The 17734-nt window shown below is 59.0% G+C and carries 14 protein-coding genes; all 14 read right to left on the bottom strand.

What is annotated here, in order from left to right; genetic code table 11:
- A partial coding sequence (locus tag VI215_12300) for a hypothetical protein (protein ID HEY6193095.1) occupies nucleotides 1-707 on the bottom strand: 707 nt, incomplete at its 3' end.
- Nucleotides 708-1783: 1076 nt separating this feature from the next.
- A complete protein-coding gene (locus tag VI215_12295; protein HEY6193094.1) occupies nucleotides 1784-2386 on the bottom strand; it encodes a hypothetical protein in 603 nt (200 codons plus the stop codon).
- Between the two features lie 11 nt (nucleotides 2387-2397).
- Nucleotides 2398-6033, bottom strand: coding sequence for a S8 family serine peptidase (locus tag VI215_12290; protein ID HEY6193093.1), 3636 nt, complete (start codon nucleotides 6031-6033; stop codon nucleotides 2398-2400).
- A 387-nt stretch (nucleotides 6034-6420) separates the two neighbouring features.
- Entirely contained in the window at nucleotides 6421-7011 is a 591-nt protein-coding gene (nadD, locus tag VI215_12285; GenBank protein ID HEY6193092.1) for a nicotinate-nucleotide adenylyltransferase, read from the bottom strand.
- A 13-nt stretch (nucleotides 7012-7024) separates the two neighbouring features.
- The gene (locus VI215_12280) at nucleotides 7025-7738 is read right to left on the bottom strand and encodes a DUF2064 domain-containing protein (GenBank protein ID HEY6193091.1); all 714 of its coding nucleotides are present in this window, start codon (nucleotides 7736-7738) and stop codon (nucleotides 7025-7027) included.
- Nucleotides 7739-7746: 8 nt separating this feature from the next.
- Nucleotides 7747-8757, bottom strand: a complete 1011-nt coding sequence (locus VI215_12275) for a glycosyltransferase (GenBank protein ID HEY6193090.1) — start codon at nucleotides 8755-8757, stop codon at nucleotides 7747-7749.
- Nucleotides 8754-9695: a glycosyltransferase family 2 protein gene (locus VI215_12270; GenBank protein HEY6193089.1), complete on the bottom strand. Its 942-nt coding sequence runs from the start codon at nucleotides 9693-9695 to the stop codon at nucleotides 8754-8756. The genes VI215_12275 and VI215_12270 overlap by 4 nt, the downstream gene beginning before the upstream one ends.
- Before the next feature lie 3 nt (nucleotides 9696-9698).
- Nucleotides 9699-11021, bottom strand: a complete 1323-nt coding sequence (locus VI215_12265; protein ID HEY6193088.1) for a hemolysin family protein — start codon at nucleotides 11019-11021, stop codon at nucleotides 9699-9701.
- A gap of 29 nt (nucleotides 11022-11050) precedes the next feature.
- Nucleotides 11051-11824 (bottom strand): tRNA pseudouridine(38-40) synthase TruA, encoded by a 774-nt coding sequence (gene truA / locus VI215_12260; GenBank protein ID HEY6193087.1) that lies wholly within the window; start codon nucleotides 11822-11824, stop codon nucleotides 11051-11053.
- An 85-nt stretch (nucleotides 11825-11909) separates the two neighbouring features.
- Nucleotides 11910-12671, bottom strand: a complete 762-nt coding sequence (locus VI215_12255; GenBank protein HEY6193086.1) for a hypothetical protein — start codon at nucleotides 12669-12671, stop codon at nucleotides 11910-11912.
- On the bottom strand, nucleotides 12668-13993 hold the full coding sequence (gene mtaB / locus VI215_12250; protein ID HEY6193085.1) for a tRNA (N(6)-L-threonylcarbamoyladenosine(37)-C(2))-methylthiotransferase MtaB: 1326 nt from the start codon (nucleotides 13991-13993) through the stop codon (nucleotides 12668-12670). Before mtaB ends, VI215_12255 begins: the two co-directional genes overlap by 4 nt.
- Before the next feature lie 98 nt (nucleotides 13994-14091).
- On the bottom strand, nucleotides 14092-15948 hold the full coding sequence (gene rpsA, locus VI215_12245) for a 30S ribosomal protein S1 (protein HEY6193084.1): 1857 nt from the start codon (nucleotides 15946-15948) through the stop codon (nucleotides 14092-14094).
- A 147-nt stretch (nucleotides 15949-16095) separates the two neighbouring features.
- Nucleotides 16096-16998 carry a 4-hydroxy-3-methylbut-2-enyl diphosphate reductase gene (locus VI215_12240; protein ID HEY6193083.1) on the bottom strand — a complete coding sequence of 301 codons (903 nt, stop codon included), beginning with the start codon at nucleotides 16996-16998 and terminating at the stop codon, nucleotides 16096-16098.
- Nucleotides 16995-17675: a (d)CMP kinase gene (gene cmk, locus VI215_12235; protein HEY6193082.1), complete on the bottom strand. Its 681-nt coding sequence runs from the start codon at nucleotides 17673-17675 to the stop codon at nucleotides 16995-16997. Before cmk ends, VI215_12240 begins: the two co-directional genes overlap by 4 nt.
- Nucleotides 17676-17734: the final 59 nt, after the last annotated feature.

Below are 17734 nucleotides of genomic sequence, written 5' to 3'. Positions count from 1 at the left end.
AACCATGTACCCATATCGATATTCAAGGCCATTCTGATAGTGCTGGTCGAGGCCGGAACGGTGAAGTTTCCCTTGATCTTGAATTCAAATTCTCCGTCGAATTTGAACGTGAACGGAGTCCATTCGCCATTCTTGAAGATCGAGCCCCATACCGTGATGCTTGAACCAACAAACGTCGAGTCGACTCCGAAGGAATGGTCGTGGTGGATACGATCATCACTATCTTCAAAACGTTCGCCGGGTGTCAACCGATGAATTTTGAATCTTATTCCGTCATATATTCCCGGAGGTACCTGCTGGCTGGCAAAGTCGATGCTGACTGTATCCCGAACATGAACCGCGAATGGCCCCTTAAAGGTGAGCCCGTCATTCTCGTCGTCCGATTCGTGGTGGTCTGAATCCTCCTCCTCATCGTCACCCGTATCGATTCGCGCGGTATCCTCGTGCGGCAGGAATTGAATACGCGAGAACACCACCACAGCGCTATCGATATGCAGCGAATCGACGAAGAGGTCGCTCGCGGATTTCGAAAATTCCCCTGTTCCGGGCTTTGAAAATGTCACCGCCAGGTTTACTGTTGGATTGGTCGAGAGGACCGGGCTCAAGGGTGAATCTTTGGCGCAGCCCGAGATCATAGATCCCAGGAAGAGACCTGAAACAATAATCGAGAGCGAAAGAATCGCAGAGAAAAAGTTTACGTGTTTCATGACAGCCCCCTTAAGAAATGAACGTCGATTGGCATCACAATATAAATATTAGCGTCCATATATTTCAAGAGAATCGGGTGATTTTCCAGCCAATTAAAAAAATTTAATCGGGGAAAGAGGCGTCGAAGAAACGAGTAAATCATGCCGAGGCGCAACAGGAAGAAGAGAGAAGGGAAGAGATGGATTGCGGACGATCTACTCTACGAAAATCGTGTCGTCGAGAATCGGGAGGAGCGGGACCGGGAAGAGAAAGGAGTACCCCGGGCGCCAAGGAGCGCTGATCCCAGTATCGGTCCGGGTCCGAATGGCTCGGTTACGAGCTCCGGACTATGGCCTTCCTACGGTTCTCTTGCTCAGACCGGCCAGCCAGTTCAGAAACTTGTAACCAAGACGGAACAGGAGCGCCAGCAGCAATAGAGCAGCCACAGCACCCGCAAACCAGTAGAATATTTGTACGATTTCCATGCCTCACCCTCAAAAAATCCCGGCCCCACGTGCGGAGACGACTGCCATCCGCTGCCAATATATACCTATAAACCAGGGGAGTTGCAATTCCCGAGAGGGTACTTCGGTGACTTCTGTCACATCAAAGCGGGTAAATCATGAAATGGAGGCCGGATTCGTCTGATGAGGAACACACGCGACTTGAATCCGTATAGTTAGATTGGAGGTGATCATCGATCACTAACCTCATCTCCTTCTCTTCATGAACACTCAAGAACTGAGGGTCGATCAAGACCCTTCCAAACGAACGCTCCGCTCAACTATCAAAATGCGCTTGAGCGTCTGGGTCATCCTCGGGTTTACGTTCTGGATAGGTTTCCTGATAGGAGCCATCATCATGCAGGCAGCATCCAGATAAACGGAGCATGTGAGGCGGCAGAAATGTTGCCTGACATCGGGATTAAATCTGGGTAGCCGCGGCCTTCGTGCGGCGAGCCCGCTCATCCGCAGCCTGACGGCTGCGGATACCGCAAGCTAAAGCTTGCGGCTACCGATGTGGGTAGCGAAGTGGATAGGGATCCGGCTATTGATGCCGGAGATCCTTCGGTCGCTTCGCTCCCTCAGGATGACATTTAGTAGATCGTGCCGAGCCGTTCTATTTCGGCGGCGAGAGCCGTTTGTCCTGCGATCGTCGAGACAACGGCGTTAAACGACGGGTTTAAATACCCTACCACCTGCGCGAGGCTCGCATTGTAATCGGGAGGGGTCCGAGCAAAATAATCTTCCGCCAGAAGGAGATGCAGGTCGAACTGATTGACCGATGTGTCGCGCGGGAAGACCCAGTTCGCGTCGGCAACGAGCGCTTCTCCGGCTCTCGTGATGGAAGAATCGTACAGCTTCTGCGCGTTGAACACGAACGAGAGTCCCGCCTTCATCTGAACATTCCCCGGCGACTTCCCCAACCCGTCCATAAAGTCGACCACCGACGCGGTGAGTGAGTTGAGTTTTGCGTTTGCCCAGCCGGCGCCGTTAAAGGCATCCGCGAGAGCCGGGTTTCCCTGGGCGGCGGAGTTGAAATCCGTAAGCGCGAGTTGGTATTGCCGGCTCGAGTAGGCCTTCCAGCCATCGGCGAGAAGCTGCTCGGGAGTTTTCTCCGGTGGATTATCTCCCCCGCTTGAACATGCCCAGAAGAGTTGTCCTGCCACGAAGCAGATGACGAGAATGCTTTTCTTCACGGTCGATCTCCTTATCTGATAATAGCCATTTTTTCGGTCTTTGAGAACTTCAACACTCCCGACTGAAACACCTCGAGCGAATAGAAGTAAATCCCGCTTGCGACAGGCCGCCCGCCGGCGCCGGCGCCGTCCCAGACAATCTCGAAGAATCCCGCCTCCCGCTCTTCATCAACGAGACGGTTCACCTCTCTTCCGACCGGGTCGAACACCCGGAGCCGGACAGCACCCGCTTCAGGCAACCCGAATCGTATCGTTGTCTGAGGGTTAAACGGGTTGGGATAGTTCTGGGCAAGCATGTAGGACGAGGGAATTCCCTCCAGGGGCGCATGTTCATCGTATCCCAGCGCGAATCTCCCGAGCGAGCCCACTGTTGCCGTGACGGTCGCCTTCCCGGGATCGATCCGGCCCGGCAAAGGTGTCCACTCTCCTGCGCTTTCGCGATAGATGTGGAGGTACCGCTCGTTCCCGGGTTTTACCGCGGTGCGCGGGTACTTGAGCGTCAGACTCAGAGGGGTTGAAAAATTTCTCCCCGGCCCAAAATTATACACGCTTCCGATGAGGGCCGCCCCCTGGCTCTTCCCCTCGTCGGGAATGACGGTAAAGTAGGTGTCCTCGTCAAGCGCGCCCGCGGGAATGTCGAGGAGTGCGTTTCCGCCGGGATCGGCGACTGAACCCGCAACCCCCCTCTTCAGTAAAAGCACGCTGAATGCCCTTGTCGCGACCGTATCCAGCCCGTCGATCCCCGCAGCGGATGCGGTGATAGAGAATGTTCCACTCGCCCTGAATTGGTACGGGCCCTTGTATACGTTCTGAGATGAGAGCGTGAGGAGTACTGTATCGGGAGGAGGTGTCCCGCCGCTCACGACCAGCCCGGGAGGTCCGGAAAGCGGTACATCGGATGTGACGTAAATATCGCCAAACCGGGAGAGGAGCGGATTCTGGTGGACAGCGATGGCAAGCTTCGGCCTGGCCCCCTGCAGAGACTTGATATAAACCCACTTCTGCAACGCGGCGTCTGCGTGCGCCTGAAGCGCGGGCAGACCGACACCCCCGAGAAGCGCGAATCCAACCGTCTGGACACCGCCGCTCCCGATCGTGTACGGGCCGGAAGAGATCACAAAATGGATGTCGTTCACCTGGTTCGTCAATCGCACACCCCCGCTCAACCATGACCACTTCTCCGCGCGCGTCCCCGTCACCGAATCCCGTACCAACCCGATGTACCCGCCGGCCCCGTCCAGGGCCTGAGCGCCGCAGTATACCGTCGGCCCTGTGGTATCATACCAGGCATATCCCAGGCTCCGGAGCGCGTCGTACGATGTCCGGTTGTGGGCGTAGAACGAACCGTCGAGGTCGCCCGGGTCGTGCACGTCCCAGTCAAAAAAGAGTCCCGCGTAAAGATTGGAGAGAGTATTGCCCGAAGTATTCCTGATATCGTAGCGCACGATGACGTAATCCTTGTCCGGATCGGTGTTGTACGCGTACGAGGACATCTTCACACGGACGCCGACCCGGTTCGAGAGCGGCGCGACGGAATCCGCGAAGACGGTCCCGCCATCCTGATCCGATACCACTCCGGGTGTCTTGAACGAGTACGCCCCGGGAGCCGCGAAGTCGCGGTCTTCCAATCCTCCCTGATTCCTGACGACATCGACCAGCTTCGTCGGGGAGACCCCGATCAGGAGCCCTCCTTCAAAGAGCTGGTTATCGGCGCCGTACACAAACCCCACTCCCTGCGTGTTGGCGTCAAAATCATTGAACCCTATGTTCCCCCGGTTGGAAAGTGTGGTGACGACGTTGTTGATGTCGTGCGTGGCGTACGACGGATTGAGCACCACCTGGAAGAACTGAAAGTCAGTATAACTCCCGTCGGCCATCGTCAGCTTCAGGGTTACCGGGTGCGTCTGCGGGACGGTCGCGGCCACATGCAGGAGGAACGGCGCGCCTGCGTTCGTCACCGTGTCCATCATCGCGACGCTTCCCACGGCGTACTGGGCATTGAGGATCTGGACATTGGCGTCGGTCGTGCTCAGAGTGATCACGGCGCCTGCGCTTGTCGGCTGAAGATAGTTTGTGATCGAAGTGACGATCGAAACCGTTTCATTCGGTTCGGCAACGCCGTTGTTGTTCCCGCCCGCGGAATCGAGCAGCGCCATCGACGTCATTCGAAGCGCGGGAGAGGAGACCGTGAGCGCGCGATAGGCATTCACGCGCCCCTTCCCCAGGCCGTTGACGAAGCCCGGATTCAGGGATGTGATATCGTCGCAGGTCACCCTCACCTGTTCTCCGACCTGCAGCGGATTGTACGCGGGAAAATTCGCCTTCACGAGCGCCGCCACACCGCTGACCTGCGGCGTGGCCTGAGACGTGCCGGCAAGACCGGCGTAGGTGGACGGGAAGTAGGTGCTGAGGATCGTGGTGTTCACCCCGTTAAAATCACCGCCCGGTGCGCAGACATCGATCGTGGAACCGTAATTCGAGTAGGATTCTTTCACATCACTTCCGTTTGTCGCGGCCACGGAGAGTACGTGTTCATAACCGGCAGGGTAGCTCGGTTCGGACGAGCCGCCGTTGCCGGCCGCCGCCACGATCAGAGACCCCTGTTCGGTGGCAAAATTCACCACATCCTGTTCGAACTGGGAAGCACCGGGGCCTCCCCAGCTGAGGCTGATCACGTTGGCCCCCATCCGGGCGGCGTACATGATACCCTGAAATCCCGCGATGATATAGGCGAAACCGCTGGCGCGAGTGTCGTTGTCTGCGGAGGCCTTGACCGGCAGGATGCGGCAGCGAAAGCCGACACCCGCTATCCCGGTGTGGTTATTGGTGACGCCCGACGCGAGCCCCGAGACATGGGTGCCGTGCGCGATATTGTCGCCGGTCGGTGAGGGATCGTTGTCTTCGACAGGGTTGTTAAAGTCGGCTCCGCCGAAATCCCAGCCGCGCCAATCGTCGATTTTTCCGTCCCCGTCGTCGTCGATCCCATTGAAACGCTTGTCATTCCCCAGGCCGTCCAATCCCGTCTCACCCGGATTGTACCAGATATTTCCCGCCAGATCGGGATGGTCCCATTCTACTCCCGTGTCAACGATGCCGATCACCACCGAGGTATCTCCCTGGCTGACCCCCCAGGCGCTGTCTGCCCTGATCCGGGTCAGCGCCCACTGTAAGGCATAGAGCGAGTCGTTCGGAGTAAACGCCTGAACATCGTTTGTCCTGTAAATGAACCACGGCTCCGCATAATCGACATCTGCGAGGGCCGAGAGCTCCGCGGCCGCCACAAACGCGTCGACGGGGGAAGAGTATTTAAGGACATAGAACCTGGTCAGATCGACATTCCCCTTCCGGAATCCGGGCGCGTCGGGGAACACCTGTGAGATACTCACGACGGAATACTTGCCCGCATACGCGTCGAGCTCCGAGATCCCGAAGGAGCGCGCACCTTTTGCCGCGCCCGCCGAGGGTGCGAGTTTGACAATCACACGGCCGGGCAGGTAGAGGCTGTTTTCGGGCGTCTTCATCGAGACGGACCCGAGACGGTCGAGGGGGAGATGTTTCTGGCGCAAAGCGTGTTTTGCAGCAGCGTCCGCCTCAAGGGGCGAAAGCAGGGAGAGAAGGAGGAATACGCAGACGCAGTAGGACAGCATCCGGTATATTCTGGAAACAAACGATGGATTGGGCATAGGCTCAGGTGAAAGATAATAATTATTCGGTTTGGAGCAAAGCCCGCGACCTGAAGGTTGCGGCTACGCAAGACAAAGCGCGCGACCTGAAGGTCGCGCCTACCAATGCCGAATCGGTAGAGCGTCGATCCCGCCTCTGAGGCCCGGATTAGTTGCGGCGCAGAGCGCCGCGGATCGCGTTCCCACGCAGAGCGTGGGAACGAGGACAAACCTGAAGGTCGCCCCTACCAAGGCAAAGCCCGCAACCTAAAGGTTGCGGCTACCAAATGCGGACCGGTCTGAGCGCCTTCTGCCGACTCGCGTTCCCACGCAGAGCGTGGGAACGAGGGAAAAACAATCAGGCGGCCGAATTCACCGGTAGAGGTTCGCGTGGCGGATGAAGTCCTCCACACTCTTCGGGACGAGGTAGCGGATGGAGCGTCCCAGTTTCACCCGCCGGCGAATATCGGTTCCGGAGATCCCGACCTGGGGAACGTTCATGACTTTTGCGAGACGGGAAAATTCGGGAGACGCCTGGCGAAGATCGAAGCCGGGCCGGCTCATGACCACCAGTCCGGCCTTCGCGGTGATCTCCTTCGGTGACTTCCAGGTATGGAATTCGAGGAGGTTGTCCGAGCCGATGATGAGCGAGAGCGAGGCGTCCGGATAGAGCGCCGCGAGGGCGTCCACGGTATCGATCGTGAATGAAGGTCCCGCCCTCCGGACCTCGAGATCGCTCACCTCAAACTTCGGGTTTCCATGGGTGGCAAGCTGCACCATCTTGAGCCGGTCTGCCGCCGGGGCAAGTGTCCCGTCCTGAACTCCCGCCTGCTTGTTCGGGGGGCTCGCCGAAGGCACAAACAGCACCGTGTCGAAACGCTCCTGGTCCTGCACGCTCTCGATGACGATCAGATGTCCGACGTGAGGGGGATTAAACGTTCCCCCGAAAATTCCGATCTTCACCGCGCGGGCCCGCTCATCGGGTCGCTTTCTTCGGCGGGTATTTCTTATCGAAGGTCCTGAACATCTCGTAGGTCCGCCGCGGAAAGTCGGGAGAAGAGCCGTCCGCCGCGTCGAGCTGGCTCTTCAGCCGGGCAAGACCGGAGCCCGAGTCGAGCGAATAGGTCGGTTCGGTGAGAAAAAGCATCGCCTCGAGCCGGCAGAGTCTCTTGAGAAGCAAATACGGCTTCGCGAGCGGGTCGTGATCGGTCCTGTCGAAGATCGACCCGTGATTCGCCTTCATCCCGACGAGGAAACATGTCCCCTCGAGCGAGGGAGCGACCACCACGCAGTCGTCTTCGTAGGCAAGCTGCTGAACGATCCGTGCGAGAAACGGCGCGTCGATGAGCGGATGGTTGTCGATGAGGACCACAATGCGGTGATAGTGCGCTGCGAACGCCTGGTCGACCGCGTGCTGAACGTTCTCGGTGAACGAGCCGTGCGCCTCATCGAATCGCTTGACGCGGTTCTGGAACGGGAGGAGAAAATCGTCCGACAATTCGGATTTTTTCCGGAAGAGGAGGACGTCGACATCCTTCAGGCGGCAGGCCTGTTCAAGGAGATCTCCCAGCAATCCGGTAAAGAGCGCATCCAGGTCGTCCCACGGAAGTTTCGCATACGGTTCATCCAGATTGGTGCGGGAAATCCGCGGGGGTTTCGAGAAGAGCAGGATCGCATTCTGTTTTCGCATCATGGCGCCTACACGAGAGCTCCCCAGCTCCTGAACCTCCTGCAGCCCCGGATGAACCATGCGAAGTAGTAGAACGGGAGAACCGCGAAGGCGAAGGAGCGCGGAATGTTCCACAACGCCGGGATGGCCTTGTGCTCGTACCGGAACCTGATTCCCATGTGGAGAAGGAGCATGATGACGAGCAAGAACGGCAACGTGCTATAGTGACGGATAGAAATTTCAAACAATATAGCGATAAAAGCCGCAACATAAAACCAGCAGAGATAGTGGAAGGGCCTGTGAATCGCGATCGGACCGAGATGCTTCACTTCGACGGACGACCGGTAAAAAGCGGGATGCTTCTTGTATAAAAGCGGATCGAAGAGGTACCTTCGGACGTGGCGGAGGACCGCTCCTGCAGTCGTAAACTGCTCCGGATGAGTGACGACGACGTCCGGTCCGAACCGGGTCTCCTTTCCCCGATCGAGCAGGCGGCAGCCGAAATCCGCGTCCTCGCGAAAATACAAACCGAGCGTGAGATCGCAGTACTCCGGATCAAACCCCCCGACTTCGAAGAAGAGATTCCGGCGGACAAACAAATTGCAGGGGAGGTAACCGCGCGTCCCCGGCCTCTCGAACGACCGGAGCGTCCCTGAACCCGCCGGGCGGGTATCCCCCTCGAGTGCGTCCGTCGCAGGGCCCTGGAAATAGTTCGCAGCGAGCTCGAGCCACTGGCGGTCCGGTTCCACGTCATCCTCCGTGAAGGCGAGAATTTCCCCTCTTGTATTCCGTGCCCCCGCATTCCGCGCCGCAGCGGGCCCCGAGTGTGCCTGCCGGAGGCACGAGACGGGCAAGCCCGACTCGGCTGCAAAGCGCACGACCGCGTCTTGCGTGCCGTCTGTCGATCCGTCGTCCACCACGACAACCTCGAATCGGCTGCGGGGATACGATTGAGCCGCCAGACGGCCAAGACATCCGATCAGCGACTCTGTTCGGTTAAATGTCGGAATCACGACCGAGAGGAAGGGCGCGCCGGTCATCGGGTCAGCCCTGCGAGAAGCGGGATCGTTCTGATATACCCCCCGCACCGGTCGAGCGACTCACTCCTGTTTGCGCGGCCGGCGAGTCCCCCGGCCCCGAGGAGCACGATGCGTATGAAGGCGCGAACAATAAGGAGCAGGCGAAACAGGAATTGCCTCGAGCTTCCGAAGTGTTTGCCGAGATAGACCAGGTAGCTCCGGTGATAGCTCACGACGCGCACGCCGTCGTAATGGGCCGAACCGCTGCCGCCGATGTGGACGACAGTCGCGTCGGGCACGTAGACGACCCTCCACCCTTCCTCTCTCAGCCGCGCGCAGAGGTCGGTCTCTTCGAAATAGAGGAAGTAGGCCTCATCCAACAGAAAGGGCCCGACCGCGTCCCGGCGTACCAGAAGGCAGGAACCCTGCAGGCAGTCGACATCATGGCGCGAGCCGGGGTCTTCGTAGAGGCGGCGGTGGCGTCCGAAGATCCGCGAGCGCGGGAACGCCCTGTCGAGGAAGAACGTCTCTGCAAGCTGGTTCCAGAGAGACGGCGCCGAGACTCCCGTGCGCTGCAAGCTCCCGTCAGGGTTCAGGATCCGCGGGCCGATCGCACCGGCGTCGGGGTTCGCGCGGAGGAATCCGACCATGGATTCGAGGGCGCCGTCATGAAGGATGGTGTCGGGATTCAGCAGCAGGATGAATTCGCCCGTTGCGCGTCGATATCCGGCGTTATTCGCCGCCGCATAACCGGTATTTGAGGCGTTCTCGACGACGACGGCGCCGGGAGCATGGAGACGGGCCCGGGCGACGGAGTCATCCGTCGACGCGTTATCGACGACGATAATTTCGAACGCGAACGGAGGGGGGCGGCGGGAAATCGAGTCGAGACAATCCGGCAGAAACAACGCCGCATCGTAGGTGACAATGATGATGGAGAGCGCCTGCGGGTCGGGCATGGCTCACGATTGTCCGGTCGCGGCCTCGGCGATTTTCTTCACTTTCACCTGGCGGATCCGTCTCTGTCCCCGTTTCATCACGGTGAAGTGCAGGTTCTGGAACCGGATCTCCTCCTGCGATTCGGGCAACCGCCCGGTGAGCTTGGAGAGAAAACCGTTGAGCGTTTCGTACTCGGAATCCTCCGGAATATCGGATCCGAATTTCTTATTGAACACCTCGATCGTCATCCGGGCGTTCACCAGGGCTGTCCCGTCCGCCGACGTTTCGATGTCCTTCAGGACCTCGTCATACTCATCGTGGATCTCCCCCACAATTTCCTCGAGGATATCTTCCATGGTGATGACGCCCTGAGTGCCGCCGAATTCGTCGACGACGATTGCGATGTGGGTCTTGCGCTCCTGCATGTTGCGCATGAGCTGGCTGATTTTGATCGCATCGGGAACAAAATAAGGGGGCCGGATGATGTCCTGGAGTACGATCAGGTCCCGATGCTCGAGAAGGCTGATCAGGTCTTTCGAATAAATGACCCCGACGATATTGTCGATCGAATCCCTGTACACCGGCATCCGGGAATACCCCTCTTCCGTCACAATGCGGATGAGCCCTTCGCGCGACACATTATAGTTGATCGCGATGACCTCCATGCGGGGAACCATGATCTCCCGGGCGGTGGTGGTCGAAAACTCAAAGATGCTCGAGATCAACTCCTGTTCGGTCTTGTTGAAATAACCGCTCTTGGCCCCCTCTGCGAAGATCACCTCCAGCTCTTCCGGCGAATGAACCATCCGGTTGACGTGGGAGGGCGTGATGCCGACGTACCCCAGAAGGAACATCGAGGTGCGGTTCAGAACCCAGATAAACGGCTCGAACACGCGGTAGAAGAGTTGCAGCGGCAGGGAAACGACGAGCGCGGTCCCTTCGGGATGCTGGATCGCCACATACTTCGGACCCAGCTCCCCGAGGATGATGGTCAGAAAGGCGAGGATCGCGAAACTGATGACGAACGATACGACGTGGATGGTCTGATTGCTCAGGACTCCCAGAAGCTCAAAAGGCCCCTTGAGCAAATCCGCCAGGAGCGGCTCTCCCAGCCATCCCAGCACAAGGCTCGTGAGCGTGATCCCGAGTTGGGTGGCGGAAAGATAGGAATCGAGGTGCTCGACGATGTGTTTTGCCAGGATCGCGCGCTGATGGCCCGATTTTACCCGGTACTCCATCTGCGAGGCGCGAACCTTGACGATCGCAAACTCCGCCGCCACGAAAAAGCCGTTCGCCAGGATCAGCGCCAGGATGAAGACGATGTCTCCGATCACCTGTGAGAGCATGTGAGGGCCTTATCGGGTCGAGAAGCGGTTCACTGGGCGGATTCCTGCCGGTTGTGATCGTTGTCCATCGTTTCTTCATACAGCACTGACTCGAGTGTCAGGCCCCTCGCGGGCGCGTTCGGTCCCCCCTCGCGCCGGTCGTTCGCCGAAAGGATCGCGCAAAATTCCTCAAGTGTCGTGTACCCGCGGCCCACATCGACCATCGTTCCCACGAGCGAGCGGACCATTCCGTGAAGATATCTGTTCGCCCGGATCAAAAAAACAAGCGATTGTCCCTCCTCCTTCCAGCCTGCGCTCAGGACGGTACACCGGTAATGGTCGACCTCCGATTGTCCCTTGCAGAACGATCCGAACTCATGGGTCTCGGGCAAAAGGGCCGCCGCCTTCTGCATGAGGCCGACCTCGAGAGGGTACCCGACGAACCATGAATATCTTCTCTGCATCGCAGAGGGTACACGGAGGATCGTATAGGAATAGGATCGCTCCCTTGCGCTGTAGCGGGCATGAAAATCGAGCGGCGCCTCTGAGACCCGGCGAATCACGATATCTTCCGGGAGCAGGGCGTTCAGCGCGTGTTCGAGTTCGGCGCACGGCAGGCCGGTCTCGCTCTGAAAGTTGGCCACCTGCCCCCGGGCATGGACGCCCGCGTCTGTCCTCCCCGCCCCGATCAGACTCACCGGTTGCCGGGTGATCCGCCGGAGTGTCTCCTCGATCTCGCCCTGCACCGTCCTGGCGTTCTCCTGCCGCTGCCATCCTGCGTAGTCTGTCCCCTCATACTCGATGAGGAGTTTCACGTTTCTCATGGAGGACCTCCACGAGGCCCGGCGCCGGGCGGCGGCTCGATTGACCCTGAGGGCGGCGCAGAGCGCCTCTCCTCAACCGGCTTCTTCAAAAACTCCCGGAAAGGGTGATCCTGATACCGCCGGGATGCGCGAGGCCTCCGATCACGTCGGCGTGGATATCGATAAGCTGCCCCTCTTCCAGACTCCTGTTGTGACGGATTGCCAGTCTGGCGGCGTTGATCGCGCTGACGAGATGATTGACCGCCATGGCGGCGACGATGAATCGCGTGTCATTGAATCGATCGTCGCTGTTGACGCGGATCGCCCGGTATTGCTCACGGATCACCGGGCTATCCCAGCTCCAGTAAAAGCCGGACCGGGCGTCGTAGACCTTCTGGGGCTGACGGTCGCGCAGCGCCGCCTCGTTGAAATCGTACACGGTCTGGTAATCCCCGATGTCCGAAAAAAACTGATCGTCCTTCCCCTCGACGCTCGTATGGGCATGGGCCGCGGCGAACTGGCGCGAATCATCCTTCAGCCAGTTGGCATACCGGTCGAATGAGACCAACCCGACGACCAGGGCGCCCTCGATGATCGTGAAGTACTTGCCCGAGCCGTACTCCCCGGCGTAGAGTTCTCCCATCCCCGGCAACAGGAGCGAATAGACGACCGCCAGGCCCGTGCTCTTGGTTTCGCCCGGACCCGATTGCGGGAACAGCTCGGTCCGCGGCGCGGAAAGAACCGAAAGACCCCCCATCCGGTTGATGGGAAGAGAATGCGATGCTCCGGCCGAGGGATCCGGGGCGGGAGTCAGTTGGGCCGGAGCGGCGCTGCAGCTGAGGAGAAGAAGGGCGAGAATTGACTTCATGGGAGTTGGATTCCGATTTGGGTATCGTTGGAAAACAGTTCGGCGGCGCATTGATCGTGGGCTGCGCGGAGAATTCTCACGTCGCGGACCTCGTTTGCGAGCGGGCCGGGAGAAGGAGCCTCCACCCGGATGTAATTGGTGGTCAGGCCCGAGGCGCTCCGCCTCCGGTGACGCCCCTCGAACAGCACGGGCATGCGCCTCCCGATGAAGGAGGAATGAAAGGCGTGCCGCTTCCTTTGCCCGAGCAGACGGAGGGCTTCGCTTCGCTCGGCTCTCACGCGCGGTTCGACCGTCCCCTCGAACTCCGAGGCCGGCGTGCCGGGCCTCTCTGAAAAGGTGAACACGTGAAGGTACGAAACAGGCGCGTCGGCGAGGAAGGACGAGGTCTCGCGGAACGACTCCTCGGTTTCACCCGGAAAGCCGACGATCACGTCGGCTCCGATCCCCGCGTCCTGATCGCGCCCCCTGATATACTCCACAACGGCGAGGTACTGTTCCCTGGTGTACCTCCGCCGCATCCGTTTCAGGACCATGTCGCTCCCGCTCTGGAGCGGGATATGAAAATGGTTGCAGCATTTTCCCGAGCCGAGGACGGCGTCCACCAGCTCGCGGGTCAGCAAATTTGGTTCAATCGAACTGATTCGAATCCGTTCAATCCCGTCGACTTCTTCGAGCTTTCTCAGCAACCGGAGAAGTCCGGCACCCTGCTTCAGGCCGTAATCGCCGACGTTCACACCGGTCAGGACAATCTCGCTGCACCCCTGCGAAGCAATCCGGGCGGCGTCCAGAACGACGTCCTCTTCGGGACGGCTCCGGCTCGCGCCCCGGGCCATCGGGATCGTGCAAAAGGAGCAATTGAAATCGCATCCGTCCTGAATCTTGAGGAAGGCTCGTGTCCGCGATCCGGTGTCGGCCGAAAACGCGGGCGCGCAATCGACGGCGTCGTCGATGCAGGAAACGTAGACGTGGGGTGTCGGCTGTTTTACAAACCGGTCCGCGTGATCGAAGACGCTGAACTTTTCGTTCGTGCCGAGGACAAGATCGACCCCGTCAATGGCTGCGATCTCTTCCGGGCGGAGCTGGGCGTAACAGCCTGAGACGATGATGAACGCTTCTGGCGACGTGCGGAGGGCGCGGCGGATGATCTGCCGGCACTCGCGGTCCGCGCGTTCCGTCACGCTGCAGGTGTTGAGAAGATAGACGTCGGCGGGTTGGTCGGAATCGACGACCTCGAAGCCCCGGTCCGTAAACTGGCGTCCGATGGTCGCCGTTTCCGCGTAATTCAGTTTACAGCCGAGGGTATGGAGGGCGACTTTCTTCATTGCGAAAAGTACAAAGAGTTGCCTGAAAAGGCAACTCTTTGCCGCCGGGAGTGATCTCCGAACTTCAGAATTCAGCCTTGCGTCTGCCGGAACCCGCCTTACACCATCAGGTCCGATGTGGGCGGCTGGTCGGCCGGCGCATCGGGAGGAGTCTCGGCCGGTTTCCCCGAGATCGTCGCGACATCTTTCAGCGTCATCGGAGGAAGTTTATGCTTCGAGGCGTAGTCGTCGATGACTTTCTGTTCCTTTCCCTTCAGGTATTCCACCGCGGAAAGGACGATTCGCTTGCTCTCCTTGTCGAACTCGATCACCTTCAGCGCGATCTCGTCGCCGACATGGAACATGTCCGCGATATTCTTCACGGGGCTCATCGCGAGGTGCGAGACGGGGACGAATCCGTCCACCCCCGACGGGAGCTCGACGATCACCCCTTTCTCTATGATTCTGACGATCTTCCCGGAGGTTTCCGTCCCGGACCTGTACGATTCGGAGAAGGAGTCCCAGGGGTTGTCGCGCACCTGCTTGTGCCCGAGCGAAATCCGGCGCTGCGAGACGTCGACGCCGAGGATCACGACATCGAGCCGGTCCCCTTTCTTCACGATTTCTCCCGGATGCCGTATCTTTTTCGTCCAGGAGAGGTCGGAGATGTGCACGAGGCCGTCCACGCCGTCCTCAAGCTCGACAAAGACGCCGAAGTTCGTGAGGTTGCGCACGATCCCGGTATGCCTGGAGCCGACAGGATATTTTTCCATCAGGTTCATCCAGGGATCGGGCTCGAGCTGCTTCATCCCGAGGGAAATTTTCTTGTTATCCTTGTCGAGGCTGAGGATGACGGCATCCACCATCTGTCCCATGGAGACGACCTGCGAAGGATGTTTGATGTGCTGGGTCCAGCTCATTTCCGAGATGTGGATCAGGCCTTCGATGCCCTTCTCGATCTCGATGAACGCGCCGTAGTCCGCGAGCGAGACGACCTTTCCCGTGACCTTGGTCCCGACGGGATACTTCGTTTCGATATTCTCCCAGGGATGGGGTTGGAGCTGTTTCAGGCCGAGGGAGATGCGCTTCTTGGGTTCGTCGAAGTCGAGCACCACCACCGTGATCGTCTGGTCGAGCTTGACCACCTCGGACGGGTGGTTGACGCGGCCCCACGAGAGATCCGTGATGTGGACGAGGCCGTCGACCCCGCCGAGATCCACGAACACTCCGAAATCCGTTATAGCCTTGGCGGTCCCCTCGAGGATTTGTCCTTTCTCGAGGCTGTTCAGGATCGCGCTGCGCTGCTCCTGCATTTCGGCTTCAATCAACACCTTGTGGCTTACGACGACGTTCTCGTTCGGGTGGTTGATTTTTGCCACGCGGAATTCCATCGTCTTGCCGAGGAACTGGTCGAAGTCCCGCACCGGCTTGACGTCGATCTGAGATCCCGGGAGGAACGCGTCGAGACCCATCAGGTCGACGACCAGGCCCCCCTTGATGCGCCGGGTGATCTTCCCCACGAGCACTTCGCCGGTCTCGTAGGACTTCGTAATCCGTTCCCAGGTGCGCATAAAATCGGCCCGCTTGCGCGAGAGGACGAGCTGCCCGTCCTTGTTCTCAACGCTCTCAAGGAATACTTCCACTTCATCCCCCGGTTTCAACTCGTCGATGTTCGGGAATTCGGCGAGCGCTACGAGGCCTTCCGATTTGAACCCGATGTCGATCGCGACACCGTTGTCCGTGATGGCGACAATTTTTCCCCTGACGATCTCGCCTTCATGGATGCTGCTGAAGGTCTTGTCGTAGAGCAGGGCGAGCTGCTTAAATTCCTCGGGGGAATACTCGCGCTCTTCGATTTCGGAAAAATTGGCTTTCTTGCCTGCGGAACGGAACGGTGAGGGGGGCTGCGCCACGGCGCCGCGGGGGTATGATGCTGTTGATTGTTGGAACGTTTTTTCCTTGAGGTCTTCCGCCATTCATTCTCCTAACGAGCGGCCGGACTGGTTGTCGGCCGTATGCTCTTCATGCCGGGCGGCTGTGCAAGTCATCGAACACGCGCCGTTCGGACGAAAAGTGGTGCTTGTTGGTGCTGATTGTTGATTAGGATGACTTTAAAAACAAACTTATGCGACCGCGTGCTGCGGAGCCATCGCTTCAATGTGCTGCTTGACGCGCTCCATCAGCCACTGGGGGGTCGAGGTGGCGCCGCTGATGCCGACCGTCTCCACGCCTTCAAACCATTCGGGCTGCAACTCGGATTCGATTTCGACGAAGTATGTCCGCGGGTTCGCCTCCTGACAGATATGGAACAGGACTTTCCCGTTCGAGCTGATCCGGCCCGCGACGAAGATCATCACGTCGTTGCCCGCAGCAAACTCGCGCAGTTTCTTGTCCCGCCCGAAGACCTGGCCGCAAATCGTATCCTTCGCGTGGAATTCGGTGGCTTCCTGGTCGAACGTGTCGATGATCAGGTCCTTTATCCGCTTCTGGAATTCGTCCTTCAATTTCGCGAACGTGGCTTTATCCATCGTCGTCTGGGAGAAGAGCACGGTCTTCCTGTTGAGGTCGATCTTGTTGATCTCCTCCAGGGATTTGATGACCACCGCTTCCCCGTTCGTCTGCCCGACGAGTCCGATCACCTCGGCGTGATCCGCTTTTCCGTAGATCACCACCTGGTACCCCTGATCGTAAAATTTCTTGATCCGTTCCTGCACCTTCCAGACCACCGGGCAGGTCGCGTCGACGAGAGTCACGCCCAGCTCTTTCGCGGCCGCGAATGTCGAGGGCGGCTCGCCGTGAGCGCGGATCAGGACTTTCCCGTTTTTCACGGAGGGAAGGTCGGCATGGGTGATCGTCTTCAAGCCCCTGCGCTCGAGGCGCTCGATCTCCATCGGATTATGGATGATCTCGCCGAGCACATAGAGCGATTCCCCGGGCGGCGCCGTCTGGAGCTCCGTCTCCGCGATGTCGATCGTCCGGATCACACCCCAGCAAAACCCCGCGCTCTTGTCGATGCTCACTTTCATGTTCGTGTCTTCAGCAACCTGTCCGCCTGTTCAATAACATACTGGACTTGTTCTTCCACCGTCAGTTTTGACGTGTCAAGGACGATCGCGTCGTCGGCCTTCCGGAGAGGGCTGATCGTGCGGCTCGAATCCTTCCGGTCGCGTTCCTCGATTTCCTTCATGAGCAGCTCCAGAGGAACATCGATCCCCCGGTCCTGCAATTCCTTCCGCCGCCGCGCGGTACGCTCATCCACCTTTGCGACCAGGAAAATCTTCAGATCGGCGTCGGGTACCACCACGGTGCCGATGTCACGGCCCTCAATCACGACGCCGCCTTCCTTCGCAAGCCGCCGCTGCTGCTCCACCATCACGTCCCGGACCTTTTTGATCGCGCTGATCCGGCTCACCGCCTTGGTCACCGCCTGGCTCCGGATCGAGGGAGTGACGTCACGGCCGTTCACCTTGACCCTGAATTCACCCTTCGATTGTTCGAAACAGATTTGAGTCTGCTCGGCGAGCGTCCCGATCTGCTCTTCGTTGTCCGGATCGAGATTCTCTTCGAGCGCCCTGAGGGTAATCGCGCGGTACATCGCCCCGGTATCGATGAAGAGATAGTCCAATCGCCCCGCCGTCAGCCGCGCAGTCGTACTCTTGCCGGATGCGGCCGGGCCGTCGATTGCAATGACTAGTTTCTTCAAATTCCGGTCGCTTTGGGTGAATCGTTGAGCGAATTAATATACAAAATTATCCCCATTCA

This window comes from Bacteroidota bacterium, from assembly GCA_036522515.1.
In the GTDB taxonomy this organism is placed as follows: domain Bacteria; phylum Bacteroidota; class Ignavibacteria; order UBA10030; family SZUA-254; genus VBOC01.
The sequence above is the reverse complement of the archived record's forward strand: the minus strand, read 5'-3'. Positions and strand labels throughout refer to the sequence as shown.

Bases quoted from the DNA above. Each gene is read 5' to 3' on its own strand.
- VI215_12290 (HEY6193093.1), bottom strand. From the start codon at position 6,033: ATGCTGTCCTACTGCGTCTGCGTATTCCTCCTTCTCTCCCTGCTTTCG.
- VI215_12280 (HEY6193091.1), bottom strand. From the start codon at position 7,738: ATGCGAAAACAGAATGCGATCCTGCTCTTCTCGAAACCCCCGCGGATT.
- VI215_12275 (HEY6193090.1), bottom strand. From the start codon at position 8,757: ATGACCGGCGCGCCCTTCCTCTCGGTCGTGATTCCGACATTTAACCGA.
- VI215_12270 (HEY6193089.1), bottom strand. From the start codon at position 9,695: ATGCCCGACCCGCAGGCGCTCTCCATCATCATTGTCACCTACGATGCG.
- VI215_12265 (HEY6193088.1), bottom strand. From the start codon at position 11,021: ATGCTCTCACAGGTGATCGGAGACATCGTCTTCATCCTGGCGCTGATC.
- truA (HEY6193087.1), bottom strand. From the start codon at position 11,824: ATGAGAAACGTGAAACTCCTCATCGAGTATGAGGGGACAGACTACGCA.
- VI215_12255 (HEY6193086.1), bottom strand. From the start codon at position 12,671: ATGAAGTCAATTCTCGCCCTTCTTCTCCTCAGCTGCAGCGCCGCTCCG.
- mtaB (HEY6193085.1), bottom strand. From the start codon at position 13,993: ATGAAGAAAGTCGCCCTCCATACCCTCGGCTGTAAACTGAATTACGCG.
- rpsA (HEY6193084.1), bottom strand. From the start codon at position 15,948: ATGGCGGAAGACCTCAAGGAAAAAACGTTCCAACAATCAACAGCATCA.
- VI215_12240 (HEY6193083.1), bottom strand. From the start codon at position 16,998: ATGAAAGTGAGCATCGACAAGAGCGCGGGGTTTTGCTGGGGTGTGATC.